General features: G+C 42.2%; 15 protein-coding genes. 1 reads left to right on the top strand and 14 read right to left on the bottom strand.

The window, feature by feature from the left end; genetic code table 11:
• Positions 1 to 11: 11 nt before the first annotated feature.
• From AC58VC_RS21430 to AC58VC_RS21495, 14 genes are all read right to left on the bottom strand, one after another.
• Entirely contained in the window at positions 12 to 1,796 is a 1,785-nt protein-coding gene (locus AC58VC_RS21430; protein ID WP_497371098.1) for a cache domain-containing sensor histidine kinase, read from the bottom strand.
• A gap of 14 nt (positions 1,797 to 1,810) precedes the next feature.
• A complete protein-coding gene (locus AC58VC_RS21435; protein WP_497371100.1) occupies positions 1,811 to 3,415 on the bottom strand; it encodes a response regulator in 1,605 nt (534 codons plus the stop codon).
• A 107-nt stretch (positions 3,416 to 3,522) separates the two neighbouring features.
• Positions 3,523 to 4,842: an ABC transporter substrate-binding protein gene (locus AC58VC_RS21440; RefSeq protein WP_497371102.1), complete on the bottom strand. Its 1,320-nt coding sequence runs from the start codon at positions 4,840 to 4,842 to the stop codon at positions 3,523 to 3,525.
• 123 nt (positions 4,843 to 4,965) lie between these two features.
• Positions 4,966 to 5,814: a carbohydrate ABC transporter permease gene (locus tag AC58VC_RS21445; protein WP_497371104.1), complete on the bottom strand. Its 849-nt coding sequence runs from the start codon at positions 5,812 to 5,814 to the stop codon at positions 4,966 to 4,968.
• Complete coding sequence (locus tag AC58VC_RS21450; protein WP_497371106.1) at positions 5,811 to 6,752, bottom strand: carbohydrate ABC transporter permease; 942 nt, start codon at positions 6,750 to 6,752, stop codon at positions 5,811 to 5,813. Before AC58VC_RS21450 ends, AC58VC_RS21445 begins: the two co-directional genes overlap by 4 nt.
• 130 nt (positions 6,753 to 6,882) lie before the next feature.
• On the bottom strand, positions 6,883 to 7,824 hold the full coding sequence (locus tag AC58VC_RS21455) for a YbjN domain-containing protein (RefSeq protein ID WP_497371108.1): 942 nt from the start codon (positions 7,822 to 7,824) through the stop codon (positions 6,883 to 6,885).
• 43 nt (positions 7,825 to 7,867) lie between these two features.
• Positions 7,868 to 11,080: a hypothetical protein gene (locus tag AC58VC_RS21460; protein ID WP_497371110.1), complete on the bottom strand. Its 3,213-nt coding sequence runs from the start codon at positions 11,078 to 11,080 to the stop codon at positions 7,868 to 7,870.
• Positions 11,081 to 11,287: 207 nt separating this feature from the next.
• Positions 11,288 to 11,992 carry a metal-dependent hydrolase gene (locus AC58VC_RS21465; protein ID WP_497371112.1) on the bottom strand — a complete coding sequence of 235 codons (705 nt, stop codon included), beginning with the start codon at positions 11,990 to 11,992 and terminating at the stop codon, positions 11,288 to 11,290.
• Between the two features lie 354 nt (positions 11,993 to 12,346).
• Complete coding sequence (locus AC58VC_RS21470) at positions 12,347 to 12,661, bottom strand: DMT family transporter (protein WP_497371114.1); 315 nt, start codon at positions 12,659 to 12,661, stop codon at positions 12,347 to 12,349.
• Positions 12,661 to 13,002 (bottom strand): DMT family transporter, encoded by a 342-nt coding sequence (locus tag AC58VC_RS21475; protein WP_497371116.1) that lies wholly within the window; start codon positions 13,000 to 13,002, stop codon positions 12,661 to 12,663. Before AC58VC_RS21475 ends, AC58VC_RS21470 begins: the two co-directional genes overlap by 1 nt.
• Positions 13,003 to 13,024: 22 nt before the next feature.
• On the bottom strand, positions 13,025 to 13,603 hold the full coding sequence (locus AC58VC_RS21480; RefSeq protein WP_497371118.1) for a TetR/AcrR family transcriptional regulator: 579 nt from the start codon (positions 13,601 to 13,603) through the stop codon (positions 13,025 to 13,027).
• Between the two features lie 252 nt (positions 13,604 to 13,855).
• Positions 13,856 to 14,998 carry a Ger(x)C family spore germination protein gene (locus AC58VC_RS21485; RefSeq protein ID WP_497371120.1) on the bottom strand — a complete coding sequence of 381 codons (1,143 nt, stop codon included), beginning with the start codon at positions 14,996 to 14,998 and terminating at the stop codon, positions 13,856 to 13,858.
• Complete coding sequence (locus AC58VC_RS21490) at positions 14,995 to 16,092, bottom strand: GerAB/ArcD/ProY family transporter (protein WP_497371122.1); 1,098 nt, start codon at positions 16,090 to 16,092, stop codon at positions 14,995 to 14,997. Before AC58VC_RS21490 ends, AC58VC_RS21485 begins: the two co-directional genes overlap by 4 nt.
• The gene (locus tag AC58VC_RS21495; RefSeq protein ID WP_497371124.1) at positions 16,077 to 17,546 is read right to left on the bottom strand and encodes a spore germination protein; all 1,470 of its coding nucleotides are present in this window, start codon (positions 17,544 to 17,546) and stop codon (positions 16,077 to 16,079) included. Before AC58VC_RS21495 ends, AC58VC_RS21490 begins: the two co-directional genes overlap by 16 nt.
• Before the next feature lie 348 nt (positions 17,547 to 17,894).
• Between AC58VC_RS21495 and AC58VC_RS21500 the strand changes: the two genes are divergently transcribed.
• On the top strand, positions 17,895 to 18,422 hold the full coding sequence (locus AC58VC_RS21500; protein WP_497371126.1) for a C40 family peptidase: 528 nt from the start codon (positions 17,895 to 17,897) through the stop codon (positions 18,420 to 18,422).
• Positions 18,423 to 18,534: the final 112 nt, after the last annotated feature.

The following is an 18,534-nucleotide window of genomic DNA, read 5'->3' on the forward strand; positions in this document are numbered from 1 at the left end:
ACATCTCAAGATCATGGGATACTTGTTCCTAGACTGACGTTCATCTCTTCTTGCTTATATTTTAGCGCAGGAAATTGAATCGTTACCCTTGTTCCACTGGCTTCCGAATTATTGGCAATGTCGACTCGGTACCGTATCCCGAAAAAAGCTTCGAAGCGCTCTTTTACGTTCCGTATACCATAGCCGCCCGTGTTGCCTTCCCGCTGGGCATTCCAGTTCTGTTTCAGCCCAGCGCCGTCATCCGTGATATGGATAATCACTTCGCCCTGGGTTTCTTTTGCGCTGATGGTGATGTTACCGGTTAATCGCTCATTGAATCCATGCATAATGGCATTTTCTATGAACGGTTGCAACGTCATTTTGGGGATGTACCATTCTTGCAGGTGCTCTGCCAGATCAACGGATACCGTCAACCCCTCCTCCCAACGCAGTTGCTGGATTTGCACATAACACAGCGCGTGTGTAAACTCTTCCCGAATCGTGATAAGACTCTCGCCGTTCGATAGACCGATTCTAAACATTTTCCCCATCAGCTCAAGAATCTGACTTAACTTATCATGTCCAGCTGTCAGTGCCATCCAATTTAATTGATCAAGCGTGTTATATAGAAAATGGGGGTTTATCATCGCTTGAAGCGCTTTAATTTCTGCTTTCTTTTGCTCTTTGTATTGATTCTCTAAAGAAACATATAACGACTTAATCCGGTCCATTAATTTACGATATCCGGAAAATAAAACACCAAATTCATTATGATAATCTTCCGGTAGATTCACTTTGTTCGTGTTAGCCGTATATCGCCCCATTTCGTGGAGCAGCTGACGGATTGGTGTCATAAATAGATGGGAAAAATACAGGGTAAATAATAAAGCAATCAGAATCGCGGAAGCACCAACTAGTGATAAAACAGCTGAAATATGAACACTGCCTTTTGTGATTTGGTTTAGTGGCGTGAGCTGAACGAGCATACAACTGGAATTATAATGCATCGCCCATACCATTAAGGTATTCTTTTGAGAGCTTGCAGATTCATTACTACCGGGAAGCCCTACTTTGATATAACCGCTTTCATTATTCATGTCCAGCAGATAGGACTTAATCTTCTTCGGTAACGAAGGATCACCAATGTAAGTAATCACTCTCCCCCCTGAATCTAAGAGGATCCGATTGGATGTGGGGATTTCACCGCTGATTTGCTTTTGAATTGATGACGCTTTCAAGTTTAGCATCATGAAGCCTTGGTATTTCCCACTATTCGAATATATTTTGCGTGCGAAGCTGATGACTTCTATTCGTCCTTGATTGGAAGAAATGGTATGTTGGCCAATCCATGCAAAGTCTGCATTTTCAACAGCATCATACCAGCTTTGATCTTTGGCTTGATGAATATCAATAAATGAAACAAGACTCTGAGATTTCGACGGAATCGCATTCCCCGTGTAATAATCAATGGATTGAATAATCGGTGTTGAATAGGCAATATTACTCAAAAATGATTCTAGTTCTTCGCGTTTCTGATAATTGGCATAGGAATCATTCGTCGTATCCGGATATTCGGTTATCACAATATTCCTGGTTGCAGCCAATGAAATTTGTTCAATTGCACGCATTTGAATTTCAATCTTGTTATATAATTCATTCAAATTTTCTTTTTGATAATAGGTCGTTAACCGCACCATCTCTTTTGTAGAAAGCGTATAGGTTACCAAGATGACAATCGTGAGCAAAATGAGGACAAAACTTGTTAAACCTCCAAAAAGTAAATAATCAATTCGGTATCTTTTGAACATCTTCTTCATTCGTCATTCCGCCTTTATGTCAGTAATTCGGCAGGTGTGATACCAAAGTATTTTCGAAAAGTGGTACTAAAATAAGGGATATTATTGTATCCCACTTTATTGGCAACCTCATAAATTTTATATTTTCTTTCCAAAATAAGCCGTTTGGCCTCTTCCATCTTCACACTGATGATATAGTTGTTGATTGTTTCTCCTGTTGCATTCTTAAAGATCTGACTTAAATAATTCCGAGAGATATATACTTTATCAGCGAGCTCTGCAATCGTAATATCATTTGCATAGTTCTCACGAATATATTGTTTGATGAAATCGATAGCCATCTTATGCTTGAAGCTTTCTTGCCAATGCTGATTCATACAAATTCGCTGAATAATGCTGTGTAACCATGCTTCATACTGGTCAAACGTAAATATTTTATTCAATTCGCTATCCATACTATGATCCTGAAAAATCTCCGTCAACCGGATATCCTCATCCGCAAGCGCAAAGCTGAAAATGGCCCAAAACTGCGCGCCAAGCAAGCTAAACCGAGGAGGGATTGGGCTTACCCTTAGGTTAGCCATATAGCTATCAATCATCTTCTCAGCATTCTTGCCTTGTGTTGTTTTGATGTCCTCAATGATTTGTTGATAAAACTTGATCGGTTTGGACGTCTGCTGGATGTGACTTGATGGGGAGTGTTCTGTACTTTCATACTCAAACACGCCTGTTGATTGCAGCACCCTGACATCCGGGACCAGCGGCTGAAAAGCCTCTTCCAATGAATCCGATAGATTGGACCAATTCTCTGTAAATCTGCCGATGCCAATCCGGATGGTAATATCGAGATAGGCTTGTACACAATCTATGATTTTCCTGGCAATAGTTTTTATATGATCAATGTGTTCCGAATAACGCGCATTCTTCTCAAAATGAAGAATTAGAGCAGCATGATAACCGTGCAATTCAACATAATCATAGGATCTCTTTTCTGTCTGGAGGATTTCTTTCATAATATTTTTGATCGCAAATCGAAATAACAATCGATCTTGTGTCCGGACATCGGAAATTCTCGACGTTCTTAGAATCTCGATCCCTAGAACGATATGACTCTGATCATCTCTAGTCTTACATAAAAGCGTCATCTCATTCCAATTGCTAGCTGTTCCCGTGACGACTGTTTTCAACTGTTCTTTCCTCACGAATGGCTCATACTCATCAATTTGGTCTCTTAGTTTCTCCCGCTCGTTCTTTGATTGAATATCATGCTTGATGGACGAAATCGTTCGCAGCAGCACTTCCGTAATTGTGTTTCTAGAAACCGGCTTTGATAAGTAATCCTCTACTTGAAGTCTTAACGCTTGACGAGCCACTTCAAAATCTGCGTATCCACTATGAATAAGAATCTTGCCTTCAAAACTCTCTTTCCGTAATGTCTCTATCATTGTCATTCCACTCATAACAGGCATGTAGATGTCTGTTATGACGATATCAGGCTTCTTCTCTCGTATGAGTTCTAATCCACGCTCTCCATTCAGCCCTTCTCCAACCAACTCGGCTCCGATTTCTTCCCAAGGAATCACTTGCTTCATTCCTTTGAGCACCTGGCGATCATCATCAATGATTGCAACCTTCCACATCTCGTTGCCTCCTACTCAAAGGTTGTCATGTCAAAGCACCCCTTAATTATAACATCAGAATAACCTAATCAGGGTTTCTATGTTAACTAAGGGGTGCTAGCAATTACTTATTTTTCATATTCAGCAGACTTTTTCTTCAATTCGTCAAAGCCTTGCTCAATCTTCATTTTTCCGAACATAATCGATTCTGTTACTGTTTTGTAATCTTTCGTGTCAAAATTGTTCCAGCCTTTAGCACCTGGATTAAATTGTTGCGCTCCTTGTGTTGCCATGTTAATCATATCGATCGTTAATTTATCGGCAGCGCTGAATTTCGGTTGTAATTGTGCGAGAATTTTACTTGAAACAGGCACACCGCGTGTCGTTCCAGATATTTCTCCTGCCTCTGGATTGTTAATAAACCAGTCAATGAACTTTTTGGCTTCTTCTTTATACTGAGAATCCTGGCTGACGCTGTAGAAGAAGGTTGCTTTCAACCAACTTCCGCCCTGCTTGTCCTTTGGCATCGCATACACACCAATGCTGCCAGGCTTTAAGCTGTCCCAAGAAGAAGCTTGTGCCGCATGTGCTGCCTTGAAGATGATTTTGCCAGTAAGCATCAAGTCCTGTTTCGGATCCAAATCAACGTCACTGACGGATACATCTGCTGGTGGAATAATGCCCGCATTACGGAAATCTTCAGCCATCTTCATCCATTCCAGCCAAGTGTCCTTATCGAAATTAAACTTCCCATCGGGTGTGACGGGGTATCCTTTCCCTTTACTTAATTGATAGGATGTATACATGTCACGATTTCTCGCAAAATCTCCAATCACGTAATGATCCTTGTCCAGCTTGGACTTAATATCTTTGGCTAGCGTGAAAAAGGCATCCCACGTAATACCTTCTGCCGGAAGCTTGATCCCGAGTTTATCTAATGATCCCTTGTCATAAATGAGGCCCCAAGCATTCCCACCAAGCGGAACTGCCGTTTGCTTATCCTTGTATTTCCCAGCTTCAACTAGCTTAGGATCCACATCCTTTTCATTGACACTGCTGATATCCGCCAACTGGCCTCTTGCGTTCCAATCTGCCAGCCAAGCTGCATCCATCTGGATAATATCAGGAGCATTCTTGGCTGCGGCTTGCGTGGTCAGTTTATCGATATAACCGTCAAACCCTGAGTACTCCGGTTCGAAAGTGACATTCGGATTATTCTTTGTATAAAGATCCAACATTTTCAAAGTCGCATCATGGCGAGGTTGAGATCCCCACCACATAATGCGCAGCTTAACGGGTTTATTACTTGTCGTAGTATTCGTTGTACTGCTCGGGCTCTTGCTCTCGGCTGCTTTAGGCGTTGAATCTGCTGCACCGCATCCTACTAACGATAATCCGATTGCTGTTGTTAACATGGCGATTGTCAGTTTTCTTCTCATTGTAGCCATACGTCATAACCCCTTCATTATTTAGTAGTTTGAATGTTCAATCTTCACTAACTATAGCTCTATCAAGTAATCATGCCTATGATAGTACCCAACGATTTGTTTCAAAATACTCCTAAGATTATCTCACCCTTTAATTCCTGTTGTAGCGATGCCTTCTACGAAATACTTCTGCGCAAATGTAAAAATGATTACCGACGGGATAATGGATACGAGCCCCATCGCCAAAAGCTGTCCCCACTGCTGAGCCGACTGCGAATCATTGAGCATTCTTAAGGCCAGTCCTACGGTATACTTATCGACCGAGTTGATATACAGCAGATGGCCAAAAAAGTCGTCCCAATTCCATAAAAAACAATAAATAATGACCGTCAGGAGTGCAGGTTTCGTGAGCGGCATGACGATACGCCAGTAGATTCCGAACCAGCTGCAACCATCCATTTTTGCCGATTCATCTAGTTCTCTCGGAATACCGCGTATGAACTGGACAAGCAAGAATACGAAGAAGGTTCCTCCTGCTCCTCCAGCCAAGGAGTGCGGCACAATAAACGGCAGATACGTATTAACCCAACCCAGATGATGAAACAGCGAATATTGGGGAATGATCGTGACTTGGCCCGGCAGCATGAGGGTTAGCATGAGAATAGCAAACCAGAAGTTTCGCAGCCGAAACTGTAATCTAGCAAACCCAAAAGCGACCAAGCTGCAAGAAATGACCGTCGTAAACAGAAGTCCAATGATCAGTTCAAAGTTATTGATATAAAAATCAGTAAACGAATGGCCAGGAATAGCATTCCAGCCTTTGGAGAAATTGCTCCATAGGGGATGTGCTGGGAACAACCCAGGCATACTCAGCTCTTGATTGGATTTCAAAGAAGCACCGATCCACCACAGAACTGGATAAACCATAGCTAAACTCAGGCATGCTAAGATGACATGAGTGACTAGATTTCTACGAAATAAAGGGGTTTTCATCTCTTGTCCTCCTTTTCAGATTCATAGAATACCCAATACTTGGATGAAAGAAAGATAACCGAAGTCGAAACGGCAATTATGAGTAACATAATCCATGCGAGGCTGGAGGCATATCCCATTTGCAGTTGACTGAAAGCGCGTTCATATAAGTATAAGGCGTAAACGTACGTAGAGTTCATGGGTCCACCCTGTGTGATTATCATCGCCGGCGTGAACATTTGGAAGGCTCCGATAATTCCCATAATGATATTGAAATAGATCGTTGGGGAAAGCATCGGTAACGTAATGTTGAAGAACTGTCTAACTTTACCCGCTCCATCCGCAGAGGAAGCTTCATAAAGGTCTTGCGGAATTTGTTTCAATCCCGCCAGAAAGATAACCATGGCCGAACCGAATTGCCATACAACGAGCAGAACCAATGTGCTCAAAGCTGTATCTGGGTTGTTGATCCAACCTATACCTTGAATACCGAATAGAGCAAGGACTTCGTTGATATAACCGTCTCTACCAAAAATATTTTTCCATAAAAGAGATACGGCAATGCTTCCTCCGATTAGTGAGGGAAAGTAAATCATTGTCCGATAAGCCGAAATCCCTCTAATGCTTTTCGCAAGCAGCATAGCTATGAATAAAGCAGCAATCAGCCTTAAAGGAACAGAACCAAGGACATAGAGGAATGTTACTTTGACCGATTGATAGAATCTAGTGTCTACCGTGAATATTTTCTCGTAATTCCTAACCCCTACCCAATTCGCTTCTTCAAGTAGCGAAAAGTCGGTAAACGAGTAATAAAGAGATTGAATCATCGGATAAAGCGTTAACAACAAGAATCCAACTAACCAAGGCGAGATAAACAAATGCCCGGTAATAAAGGAGTCCCATCGTTTTACTTTGGCAAACCGACGTTTGGATGTTGAGGTTACAATCGTTGTTTCCATCTAGCTCACCTCGTTATGTTTTTAGTTCATTATAGAAACAAACGATAGGCATTACTATAATAGTAAACTCCAATTTCTTTCAATTTACTCAGAAAAAAAAGCCCGCTAATGAAGCGGACTCATCTCGAAATTATTGGTCGTTCTGTATAATGTCGTCAATAACATGGAAGTAGTGGTCCATGATCACGACATTTGTGGTGAACAGTTGATTGAAGAGTTCCATCGTCAATCGATCATTCTCAACATCGATGCTTGTTCGATATCGAAGTTCCCCGTCGGTTGCATCCATCTCGAAGTTACCGATCACCAAATCATAATTCTCTTCGAAAAGGAATTTCGCCATCTCCGTCCGCTGCTCTTCTGGTACAGACGCCGGATAAATAGAAAATACAATGCAAATTTGCTTCTCTTCATCTGTGCGGACCAACACGATCCAGTCGCCTTGCTCACCCGAGAATGATAAACGAGCAATGGTTTCATCTACCCATTCAAATGGCAATTCCATCCGTTTGAGATAGTCATCTACCACCTCATTCAACGTTGATTTTACGAAAGATGAGGTTGCACTTGAGGCTGCAGACTCAGCCCATTGGGTGCGGTACCCTATTTTTAAAGTGCCGTTATCCAGTTCATCTGGCAATCTCATTTGCTGCTTCACTTCTGTGATCAGCCAGCTTTCGCTTTGCCGCAGAGGGCGCGATTCATCCGAATCTTCTATTAAGGATTCCAGGACATTTTCAACCTCAGAACCCTTGCGCAGAGCAGCTTGCATAAGGCTTTGTTTTAACATAACCTGAAGTTCTATAGGCTGATTCTCGTCGAATTTCACCTCTGAACCTCTGCTTATCGCTTGAACTAGCAGCCCCATCCATTCTCCGGCTAGCAATTGCTGATATACGCCCCATTCCACTTCAAGATAAAGCGTACATTGTGACTTTTCCTCAGATACGGTCAGGCTAATTCGTTTGGCAGCAGCCTTCAATGCCTCACCTATAAGGGTGACAAATACCATTTCGGTGTCAAAATCCAACCGTGATTGCTCCTCATTGCTGTTAGCGCTCAGATCAACCATTTACTAACCTCCTCTACGAAATGATATCTCTACAGACATTCTATTATGGCGTGACAACGGGTATCGGACTAGGGGTAGACGCTGTACTCGTTGTAGGAGTTGAGACCGGTGTTGTTTGATTACTTGCCGTACTTGCTGAACTAGTAGTACCCGTGGCTCCTGTCGCTCCTGGCGATGCAGTACTTGCAGTAGGAGTGCTTGCCGTTGGGGTACTTGCAACAGGCGTTGGCGCCGGACGGTCTTGGCCACCACCCTCAAAACCGATAAACTCATATTTCATGTCCTTATCTTTCCGGAATTCTAATTGTCCAAGTCGTTTGGACTTCTCTACAGCAACTTTTACAATCTCTGCATCAACTTCTAGCGATTTTACTTGACTAGCTGATATCGTTGTTACCCAAGGGCTTGTTGCTACGCTGCTACCATCATATTCTCTATGGAAACCTATTTCCAGCTTAAGGGAATTGGATAATCCAATTTTATCAACAGATTCAATATCTGATGCCTCTGAATCTTGGCCGGGCAACCAGGATCGCATCGTATCGTTAATGGTTTCATCGCCTTTAATCCGAGAGGCGAAACTTGCCCCGATATCATCGAAATAATTCCCCGTGTATAACGCATCAGTTCCAGCATCTACTAGACTACCAGTCACTTGTTTCCCTTTTTCTGCCTTAGAAGCGATTCCCTTCTTGAATAGAGCGGTTAGATTCTTGCCTCCGCCGATCGCAGCAGTGACAATTTTGGATGCATACTTGGTGAAATCTCCACCCTCTTCTCCGAATTGGGAAGGGATGCTTGCCGATAGCTGCAGATTCAATTCCTTGAGTTTGGTTTCGTCGCCATTCAAGAAGGTTGCAGATCCTTCAAGACCAAAAGCAACTTTGTCTTTACCAAATTCGATTTCTATTTCGGTTCCCGCTTCCACGGTTGTATTGACTTCGCCTTTGCCAATGCCTGTACCGCTCTTCTCAGCTGCTAACCGCTCTGCCGCAGACATCACATGACCTGCTGCATCCTTGCCCTTCGTCTCAATAATCTCCTTGTTATATTTACTAAGGCGCTTGAAGGCAAGCTCAGCAGAAAATGAAGCTACTCCTACGTTAGCTTCCATCGCCAACTTTATAAGTAAGCCAACATTTACCTCAGACTTTTCATCACCCATATTCATTTCTTCAATCATCATGGCCCATTTCTCAGCTTCAATCAAGCTTGACTCGCCGGATTTACCGCCTTTGCCCCAGAAGTATGCCTGCGCGCTTTCCGGCATCTGTCTGTATAAGCCATAAGAAAGTAAATTCATGACAGTAGCTGTATCCTTAGCTTTTCCTTCAAGGAATAACCCAAACCGTGCATTTGCATCAAAACCAAAAGTCGTAAATCCGGCACCGAAAGTTAATTGCGTATTTACGCTCAATTCATCGGCTTCCCGCTCTGCCTCACCTGCGAAACCGAACAGGAAGTAGGCATTACCACCACCCGCTGCGGAGGCAACTGGAATTTTCAACTCAAGTTCTATTGCACTTGAGTCCCCAGGATTAGGTGTTGAAATGTCGATTAAATGACCGAATATGGTTAAGCCAGAAGATAAGTCGCTTGCTTCCACGGATTTGACTAGTTTTTGAGCAAGTTTCTTCGTTTTTTCATCATTTTGGATCGCTTCTTTAATATGTGTGGTTTTGGCCGCATCTGGTAATGTCGCAGCAGCAGTCCCTTCAGCTTTTGTTCCCTTCGTGAGCTTTCTAGCTTCAAGTACAGCTTTATCTTTGTTCAATTTCAGTAATTTTGCTGCGCTTTCTTCTGCAGATTTGATGCTTGCAGCTCGAATTTTTTCCGGCGTTGCAGAAGCGTTTCTCGCTACTTCGTAAGCAGATGATTTGGCTGCTTTACTCATATCATCGATGGTAAGGCCTTTAGGAATAATTCTTTCCAAAATGAGCTTAGCCTCATCCCTCATTACATCGTCTACAAGGACTTTGGACTCCTTATGGGCTATAGCCTTCGTAGCCGTTTTCAGATATTCCTTTTGCATAGGGCCAACAGTACTTGTCGATGCCGGTGTTGCACTAGTTGGTGTTGCACTAATTGGTGATGCACTTGTCGGCGCACTTCCTGTAGGTGCCGCGTTTGTTGGCGCTGAAGTACTTGATGGATTGTCAATCGCATTATTAATCTGATCATTAACTTTAGTCCGCGCTGCCTTTTTAAGATCCTCACGATACGCATTCAACTCTGCTGATCTTCTGAAAGCTCTTCGTCCCACGCCTAATTTCGACAATACCGCCGAATTCATAGGATCGAACAACACAGATTGATAAACGTGTTCCATATCTTTGATGTCTCTAGTCGTCCCATCAACGGTTTCTTTCTTTACCACGTTTAAGTCGACCAGATTGTTTTCAAGGCCAATCCGTTTCGTTAACTCATCCGTTCCTGCCGTTCCTACACCAACGGAGTCAAATCCTGAAACACCTCCAGCGGCAGTTGGGGGAGCGAACTTCACGGCAATAGCCGCTTTGGAAGCCGTAACGGCAGTTGTAAATAATGTTTTAGCGTATGTATCTAGCTTTTTCTTTGCATCAGCAGCCGCTTTTGTTTTCTGCTTTTCGAAAGTGTCATTGTTTAAACTTGCAGTAACCGGATAGGCTTTATTCGCCTCTTCCTTCATAGCGGTTTTTTTAGTGTCAGCAAACTCGCTTGCAGCTACTTCAATGGCATATGCTTTTAACTTGGTGATCATGATGCCATCAGCTTTTTCTTGTGCAAACTTGTAAGCATCTTCTCTTTGTTCTGCTGTACCTGTTGCCCCCATGCTCGTTTTAATTTCTTCCTTTGCTTTTTTTACGACACTTTTTCGAATAGGATCTGCTTGCGAATCCGAAGTCAAATAAGTATCAATATATTTCTTCAATTTCTCACTTATGTCGGTATAAGAACTATCAACTAGTGACGTCACTTTCGCGTCGCGCGCAGTTACAAGATCAGCATTTCGCTGTTGCTGCTGCTGCGATACGACAGGAACTGGCGGTGCACTAGCTCCTCCCGCTCTTTGTATAACCGGATGCGTATTTCCCATCCTCTGAACCATACCCTGAACCGCCCTGTTGCCAAGGGTTCTCTGCATTTGCATAATGCTTGCAGGTGTCATTTGACGAGCATCCAAAGTGCTTGGAACCTCGGTCTCTGACCTACCCGGTTGAGCTTGAACCGTTGTTTGGCTGCTAGTTGTCCGATTTGCGGATGTATGTTCACTCACAACTAAGCCCCCCTTTAGCTACAATAAATCCACGTCACCGCGAAAAAACGCTCATGTTGTCGAATAATAGTTCAATTATACCATGACCACCACCAAGAATAGTGAAATATTTTATCGATAAAAAAACAAAAAACCGCGGAGCACCATGCCCTCGCGGTTTTTTCGAATGATCGTTGCCTTAAATTGATATCCTACCTTAGACCCATCTTAGCGACCAGCTATCTCAATCTCATCGCCAGGTGCCATTACTTTACCTTTCAGCCCTCGTGCTTCAAGCTGCTGCACGAAAAGTTCCGCGTCCTGCTTGATACCTGGGAACGTGCTGTGGTGTATCGGCACTGTCAGTTTCGCGTTGTACCATTCCGCAGCTTGCAGTGCATCTTCTGGTCCCATTGTGTAGAAGTCACCAATTGGCAAGAAGACGACGTCGATCGGATGGCGATCGCCAATCATTTTCATATCGCTGAACAAAGAGGTGTCCCCAGCGTGCAGGATCGTCAACCCTTCAGCGAACACGAGAAACCCGGCAGGCATGCCCGCGTACAGAATTTGTTTCGTTTCCTCGACAACAATGCCTGAACTGTGGAAGGCTTGAACCATTTTCGCCTTAGCGAAGCCCATATCGAACGTGCCTCCCATGTTCATACCGACACTATTCTTTACACCTTGCCAAGACATATAAGTCGCAAGCTCGACAATGGACACGACAGGTGCGTCATTATTAGCACTAGCAATAGGTGCAGCATCGAGAATATGATCCATATGAGCATGCGTCAGCAGCACGGCATCAACTTTGATGTCCTCAGGCTTAATCTTGGCTGTAGGATTACCGCTTAAAAAAGGATCGATAACAAGAGACTTCTCCCCAGTATGAATTTGAATACAAGCATGACCATGATAATTAATTTTCATAGAATCGTACTCCTTTATTTCTACAGTATTTATGTCTATTATTACATAAGATCACTTATTAGGAAACTTTTCATCGCGAATAGTGCACGCTTTTGGATGCATTTTTTTTGTAAACACACAATTCGTTATTAGACTCAATTAGTAAGTAGTATTCGTTAGAAGTCATTTTGTATCCCTGATTGGATAGGAACTTATTTGTCCTCCGTGGCACGTTTTTCAGATGGAATTTGCTAAATAACAGAGCGCAGTTCCTCTTAGACATGGTAATTGTACCTCTTCATAGAAAACAAAAGGGGCTATCTCATAAGTCAGTAATGACCGAGAGACAGCCTCTTCACCAATTCATCTATGTGGTCATGCAATTAATTTCAAACCAACGGCCGCGCTCAATACCATCGCAATGAACATAATTCGTTTCCAATCCTTGGATTCGCCATAAAAAAGCATTCCGACGATGGCTCCGCCGACCGTGCCAATCCCTGTCCAAACAGCGTAAGAAGTGCCCATCGGCAAGGTTTTCATAGCCAGGCTCAGAAGTGTGAAACTCATAACAATACCAACGATGAATAGGCTAAACGAGCGAATATTTTTCGTCTTATTTATTTGGTTCATCCCCACGACGCCTACGACTTCGAACATACCAGCAAACATCAGGAAAATCCAACCCATTAGATGACAGCTCCTTTCGTATTATTCTCTTTCGTAACAAATTTCAGTCCGAAAACACCGGATAACAGCAGAATAATCAGGAATACTTTCAGAAACCTGAACGGTTCTCCAAACAACAGCATTTCTACCAATACTGTGCCTGCTGTCCCCATCCCCGTAAAGACGGCATAGACGGTACCCACTGGTAGTTTCGTAGACGCGCTAATGACTAGATGAAAAGAGATATACATCGCAATGACTGTGCCTATCCACATCAGTGTGGTATCCGCATGTTTTAACCCTGTGACCCATAAAACTTCAAAGAAAGCCCCTATAAAAATATAAATCCAATTCCGATTCATGCTGTGTGATCCTCCTGTTGATTTACTTTTTGATGCCGCGCCAGTAGACGAACCAAGAAGCCTCGATTCTTTTCATCGATCTTTCGATTCCACCGAATAGCAATTCTACGAACATACCATCGAGCACAGCTAGAAAAGCAACTGTGGCCGTTTCACTGCTGACATCTTGACTAATGTTCCCTTCTGCAATTGCTTGCTGGAATAACGGAATTAACATCGATTCCACTGTATCTAAATAGTGATAACCCTTTTTGACAATGACATCATAAAGATGAGATGGCGGGAAAAAGGCTACACGCAAGAAAAATTTCGTATTATCATCCTTTTCATAACAGTCTTGATATTGAAGCAAGAAGCCATATAGCTGGTGGTCAACGGCAAGATCTTTATGACTTTCAAGATAATCAAGAACAAATGTCAATTCCCGTGCCAGCACATCGTCAAGCAGCGCAAGGAAAAGTTCATCCTTCCCTTTGAAATGCGTATAGATCGATTGTTTTTTGATGCCTACTTCCGTTGCAATATCCGCTAGTGACGCGCCTTCATATCCATTACTGGCAAAATGCTTGAGTGCAACCTCTTTAATCCTTGTAGCAGTCATATTTCATCACCTTCCGAACGTTCGTCAGGACGATTGTATCACGTTCTCATTCTTATGGCAACTCACAACTCTAGGCATAGAATGATGGGGAATGTCTCACGCGGGGCATAGGCACGAGTTATATGGCAAAGAAAATCCCTCCGTATTATGTTCCAAATGGCCTGCCTACACAATAACTTTCAAAGAAGTAGCAAAAGAGCAGTTGAAACTAGAAATCTAGTTTAAGCTGCTCTTTCTTTACGTATAAAAAACTCAGCTAATAACGCCTGTGTTTTTAATATGGACATGTATTTCTGTATTTATTTCAACTTTTTTATACTCCTTCTCCCAGTTCATATTTTTCCATAGGTCAAAATGGTTTACCTTCAGCCTTCTACCTATTCCAAGAGCATCGCAATTGGATTTCTGCAATTTATGTACAACTTCTACTGCTTGTTTGTTAAGTGATTCGCCTATATGTTGATTTAATTGCTCACGATCGATTTTTCGATTTATTTGACTTGGATAACTCATAATAGCACCATAAATGTCAAGCTTAATTAAACAGTTAATTTCTTGCGTTTCTTCATCGACAGAAAGCTCAAATTCTCGTTTTAATTTCTGCGCTTGAAAGGTGATAACACTGGATTTCTCTTCACTAGCAGCTCCCGATCCTGAGCTAATCTGATATGGAGTCTCCAATATGGCAAGCTTGCTTAACTTGTCCTTTAACAGCAATAACATGGTGCTCTCTTCGTGAGGCAGCATCGTTCCCGTATATTTATCACCATGGAATAAACTAATACTGTCAATGACTAAAACTGTATCCTTTACTTTACGAATCATTGGAAGTACTGCATCTTCACCAGGTTCTGTGATTTGACTCCATAAGGAAAACAAAGTCATTTTCGGAACCGTTGAATTACGCACGGATCCACGAATCATCTGCATAATCCCGAAAGCAATCGGGCTATTTTCCATATTTTCAAACGCCAATACATCAGAAGCTAATCCCTCACTTATTAATACATTCGATGCTAAGAAACCCTTCGGATTCCGGTAAAAACCCTCTAAAGGAGACAGAATGCCTTGCTTTGCGAGCTCCTCCCCTATAATAACGACATGCGTCTTGCTTGCTTCAACCGTACCTGGCAGCATACTATCGATTTTTGAACCAATAGAAGTAATGGATTCCCCTGTAGCTTGAACAAAATCATCTTTTACATCAAATTGTCCAGCGCCCTTGCTCTTCAAAATAATCGCTCGAACGGTCCCCTTCATTTGATTATCACTCGCGACATCCATGCTGATCCCGTTTACGATCTTCTTATTCGTTAGGTAATGAATATCCCAACACCCCGATAAAACCATTGAAAGTACTACTGTGCAAATCGCAATACTTAGCTTTTTCTTCATAAGGTGCCTGCCTTTTTGCTCTTTGTAGGCCATGTAGACACCAACCATAACAAAAGTGGAACAACAGTAATCATGATCAGATACCCATACTCCAACCATTTACTAAACGCATCCAGATTTTCTAAATTGGTTAAATACCAACTTATTAGTAAAACAAGCAATCCATTCAACCAGACTAACTTTCGATAGGAATTTCGATTGGCAGTCAAACTTTTTCCGGCTAATACGAGATAAGAGACGATTGTAGCAGTCATCGGAATAATCCATATTGTTAAAAAGATGAGATCCAATCGGTCAAATACCTGATACGTTAGCCCTTTAAATATGTACAAAACAGGTTCGTTTATCTTTGCTAACACTTTTGGACTGAACCCGATCAAACAAATCAATACGAAATAGGCATAAAATAGGGTTACAAAACCGTTAGCAAATGAAATAACACCAAACAACCTCTTTGAATTTGGTTGTACTTGTGAGAAAAAGTAGAGGAGCACTTCAAAACCAAGCATGGAAAAAAAAGTTTTCTCGCTCCCTTTGAAAATTTGCGTAACACCCGATTGCCCTACCGGCAGAAGGTTACTAGGATGCAAGTCATTTGAAAAATTAAAAATACTGAGCAACAGTAACACCCCAAACAATACGGAAGTTAGCACAAAAAATCTTCCAATAACGTGCAAATTTTCAAGAGCTAAATACAAGCTTGTGCCAATGATGAGTAGGAGTAAAACCCAACTAGGTGTAAATGTGAGCATCCAGGTATGTACCAATTCGACATAAAGTGTTGCCGCGTAGCAAGCTATGAGAATAAAAAAAGCATAATAGATAAGGTTAATTGCTTTGCCTACAAATGCCCCAAACAATCGGATCGTGATGTCACTTAAGGTGAGTTGAGGAAATTTTTTCAGCAAATTCCAGTAAATGAATAACAAAAGTTGTATGGCGAACCCTGCAATCAGAACTGAAATCCATGCATCCCCTTTGGATGTGCTCTGAATTTGTGAAGGTAATGAAAGAAGCCCAATGCCAATTTGTGTTTTAATCATTAAAAAAAACAATTGGGATCTGTTTATTGTTATAGTCAAGTGCGTTTCCACCTCCTGAGAAAGGATGGTTTCATGGAGCCTGTTTGGGAGGTTTGTGAATTCTTACTGATTTTCCATATTGGCAGTCTTACATACATATCTTTAAACCCATCTTTCCCACGGTTAGGACCAAATGGGGCGAAATAAGGTACTCCCAACGTCTCAATCTTGCAAAGGTGAACGAAGATGACCATCATCATGATGGAGATCCCGAATAAGCCAAATAAGGCAGCAGCAAGCATCGTGGGAAAACCTAATATTCTTAAGCTTGTTCCAAACTCGCTTAAAGGGGTTGTAAAGGATGCAATCGCTGTCAAGCCAATAACTACAATCATTGTATGAGACACAAGCTGGGCCTCCACCACGGCTGTCCCAATGACAAGCCCGCCAACAATCCCAATCGTTTGAGCAATGGGAGAAGGCAGACGGATTGAAGCCTCTTTCAGCAATTCAAGAATGATCTGCATGACGATTGCCTCTAGGATTGGGGGTAATGGCACATAGGTTAAAGAAACCTGAACAGAGTACAGAATTCCCATTGGAAGCACTTCAGAATGATAAGATACGATTGCAATATAGATGGCTGGCAAACTAATTGCGAGTAGAAAGCTAAGGAATCGAATGACCCGGAAAAATGAGCCCATAATCCATCTGCCGTTGTAATCATCCGGCGTTTGAAAAAAAGAGAAAAAGGTAATTGGGAGCACTAATACACTGGGCGTACCGTCAACAATGATATTGATTTTCCCTTCCATTAAGTAAGAAGCTGCCCGATCGGGCCTTTCGGTCTGCATGGTTTGTGGAAAAGGCGATAACGGATGCTCCTCAATCATTTCATCAATGTTGCTTACGGAATAGATATAATCAAGCTCAATCGCCGCTACCCTCTTCTCGCATTCGTCAACAACTTTGGGATCAGCCAGGTCTTCCATATAGACCAGCGCAACTTTTGTATGCGAAATTTGGCCTAATGTTAAGTATTTTACCTTCAGCTTTGGACTTTTGATTCGATTGCGCAGTAAATAGATATTGGTGTTTAAGCTTTCAATAAAACCTTCATGTGACCCCTTAATGATCTGCTCATCTTTGGGTTCTTCAATCGTTCGACCTTGAGTTTGCGCGGCTGAAAGCATGTACGCGGCTGATTCATTCTCTTGGAGAATCACGCAGAAACCAAGCAGCAGAGACTGCACGATCTCGTGAGCATCGTTTGAACTTATCACTTCGAATGCTGTTACGATCTGTTCGAAACCCCCTGATTTTGATTCCAATAATGGCTTAATTATGTTCAATTGAATGAGTTCAATTTTCACGAGAGGTTCGACATAGATGAAAGCACATGATTGACTATTAAACATGATTTTTTGAATCTTTAAGTCCTCTGTATGGGATAAGAATGCGTGAATTTGAGCAAATGTCAGATCGATATCACCGGATTTCAACGCAACTGCAGGCGTCTCTTTCATGCCGTTATCACCCCCTTTTGTATACATCACTACCTATTATTAACCAGCACGGACGTAATTATTTTCAAAAAAATGAAGGAAACAACTCCTGCCATTGGATGGGCTCCTTATAACGAAATTCGCTAATCTCACATAGCTCAAACCCTTGGTTTATCAGCTTTTTTGGTACGTTCAAGCTCGTCAAGAATAATTTTTTTAGAAGATTCTCATGGTTTTCTAATAAAGTGGGCTTGACCCTTACCAGATCAAGGTTTTCTCTTCCTCTAGCAAATTATAGGAGACTCCCAGTCTGCTATACTAAGCTCAGCTAAGAAATTAGCGCTCATAACAAGGAGGAGGACAATAACTATGAAATTACATCATAAATGGAGCAAGCGATTGGCTATTATGACAATTGGAGCAACCGTTGCTATCTCAGGAGGGGTAATTAGTAGTCCACAGCCTACTCAAGCTGCTACTGATACTGATATTGCTACTATTGATGCTACAATAACTTCAACATCGAAGGCAGATAGCATTATCTCTTTAGGCAAAAGATATCTGGGCACGCCGTATAAATTCGGTGCTAAAGTTGGACAAACGCGAAACTTTGACTGCTCAACATTAACGAAATATATTTTCGGTAAATACGGCATCACCCTGCCGCGGACAGCTGCACAGCAATCAAAAATGGGTAGTTTTGTTTCAAAAAGCAATTGGAAGAAAGGCGATCTGCTGTTCTTCTCCGTTCCTGGTAGATCAGGAGTCGGTCATGTAGGCGTTTACGTTGGAAATAACAAAATGCTGAACACTTACGGTGCAGGCGGTGTGAAAATCACGACGATTAACTCCTATTGGAATTCTCATTACATGACAGCTCGACGTGTAATCAGATAGGGATTTCCGATAGAGCAACCAGACCAAGAACGAAAACTTCAACGAAATACATCCAAGAAGCTGCCCTTGTAGTTAACACTACTATCAGGGTCAGCTTCTTTTTAATTTCCAC

This window comes from Paenibacillus sp. J22R67 (assembly GCF_059692175.1).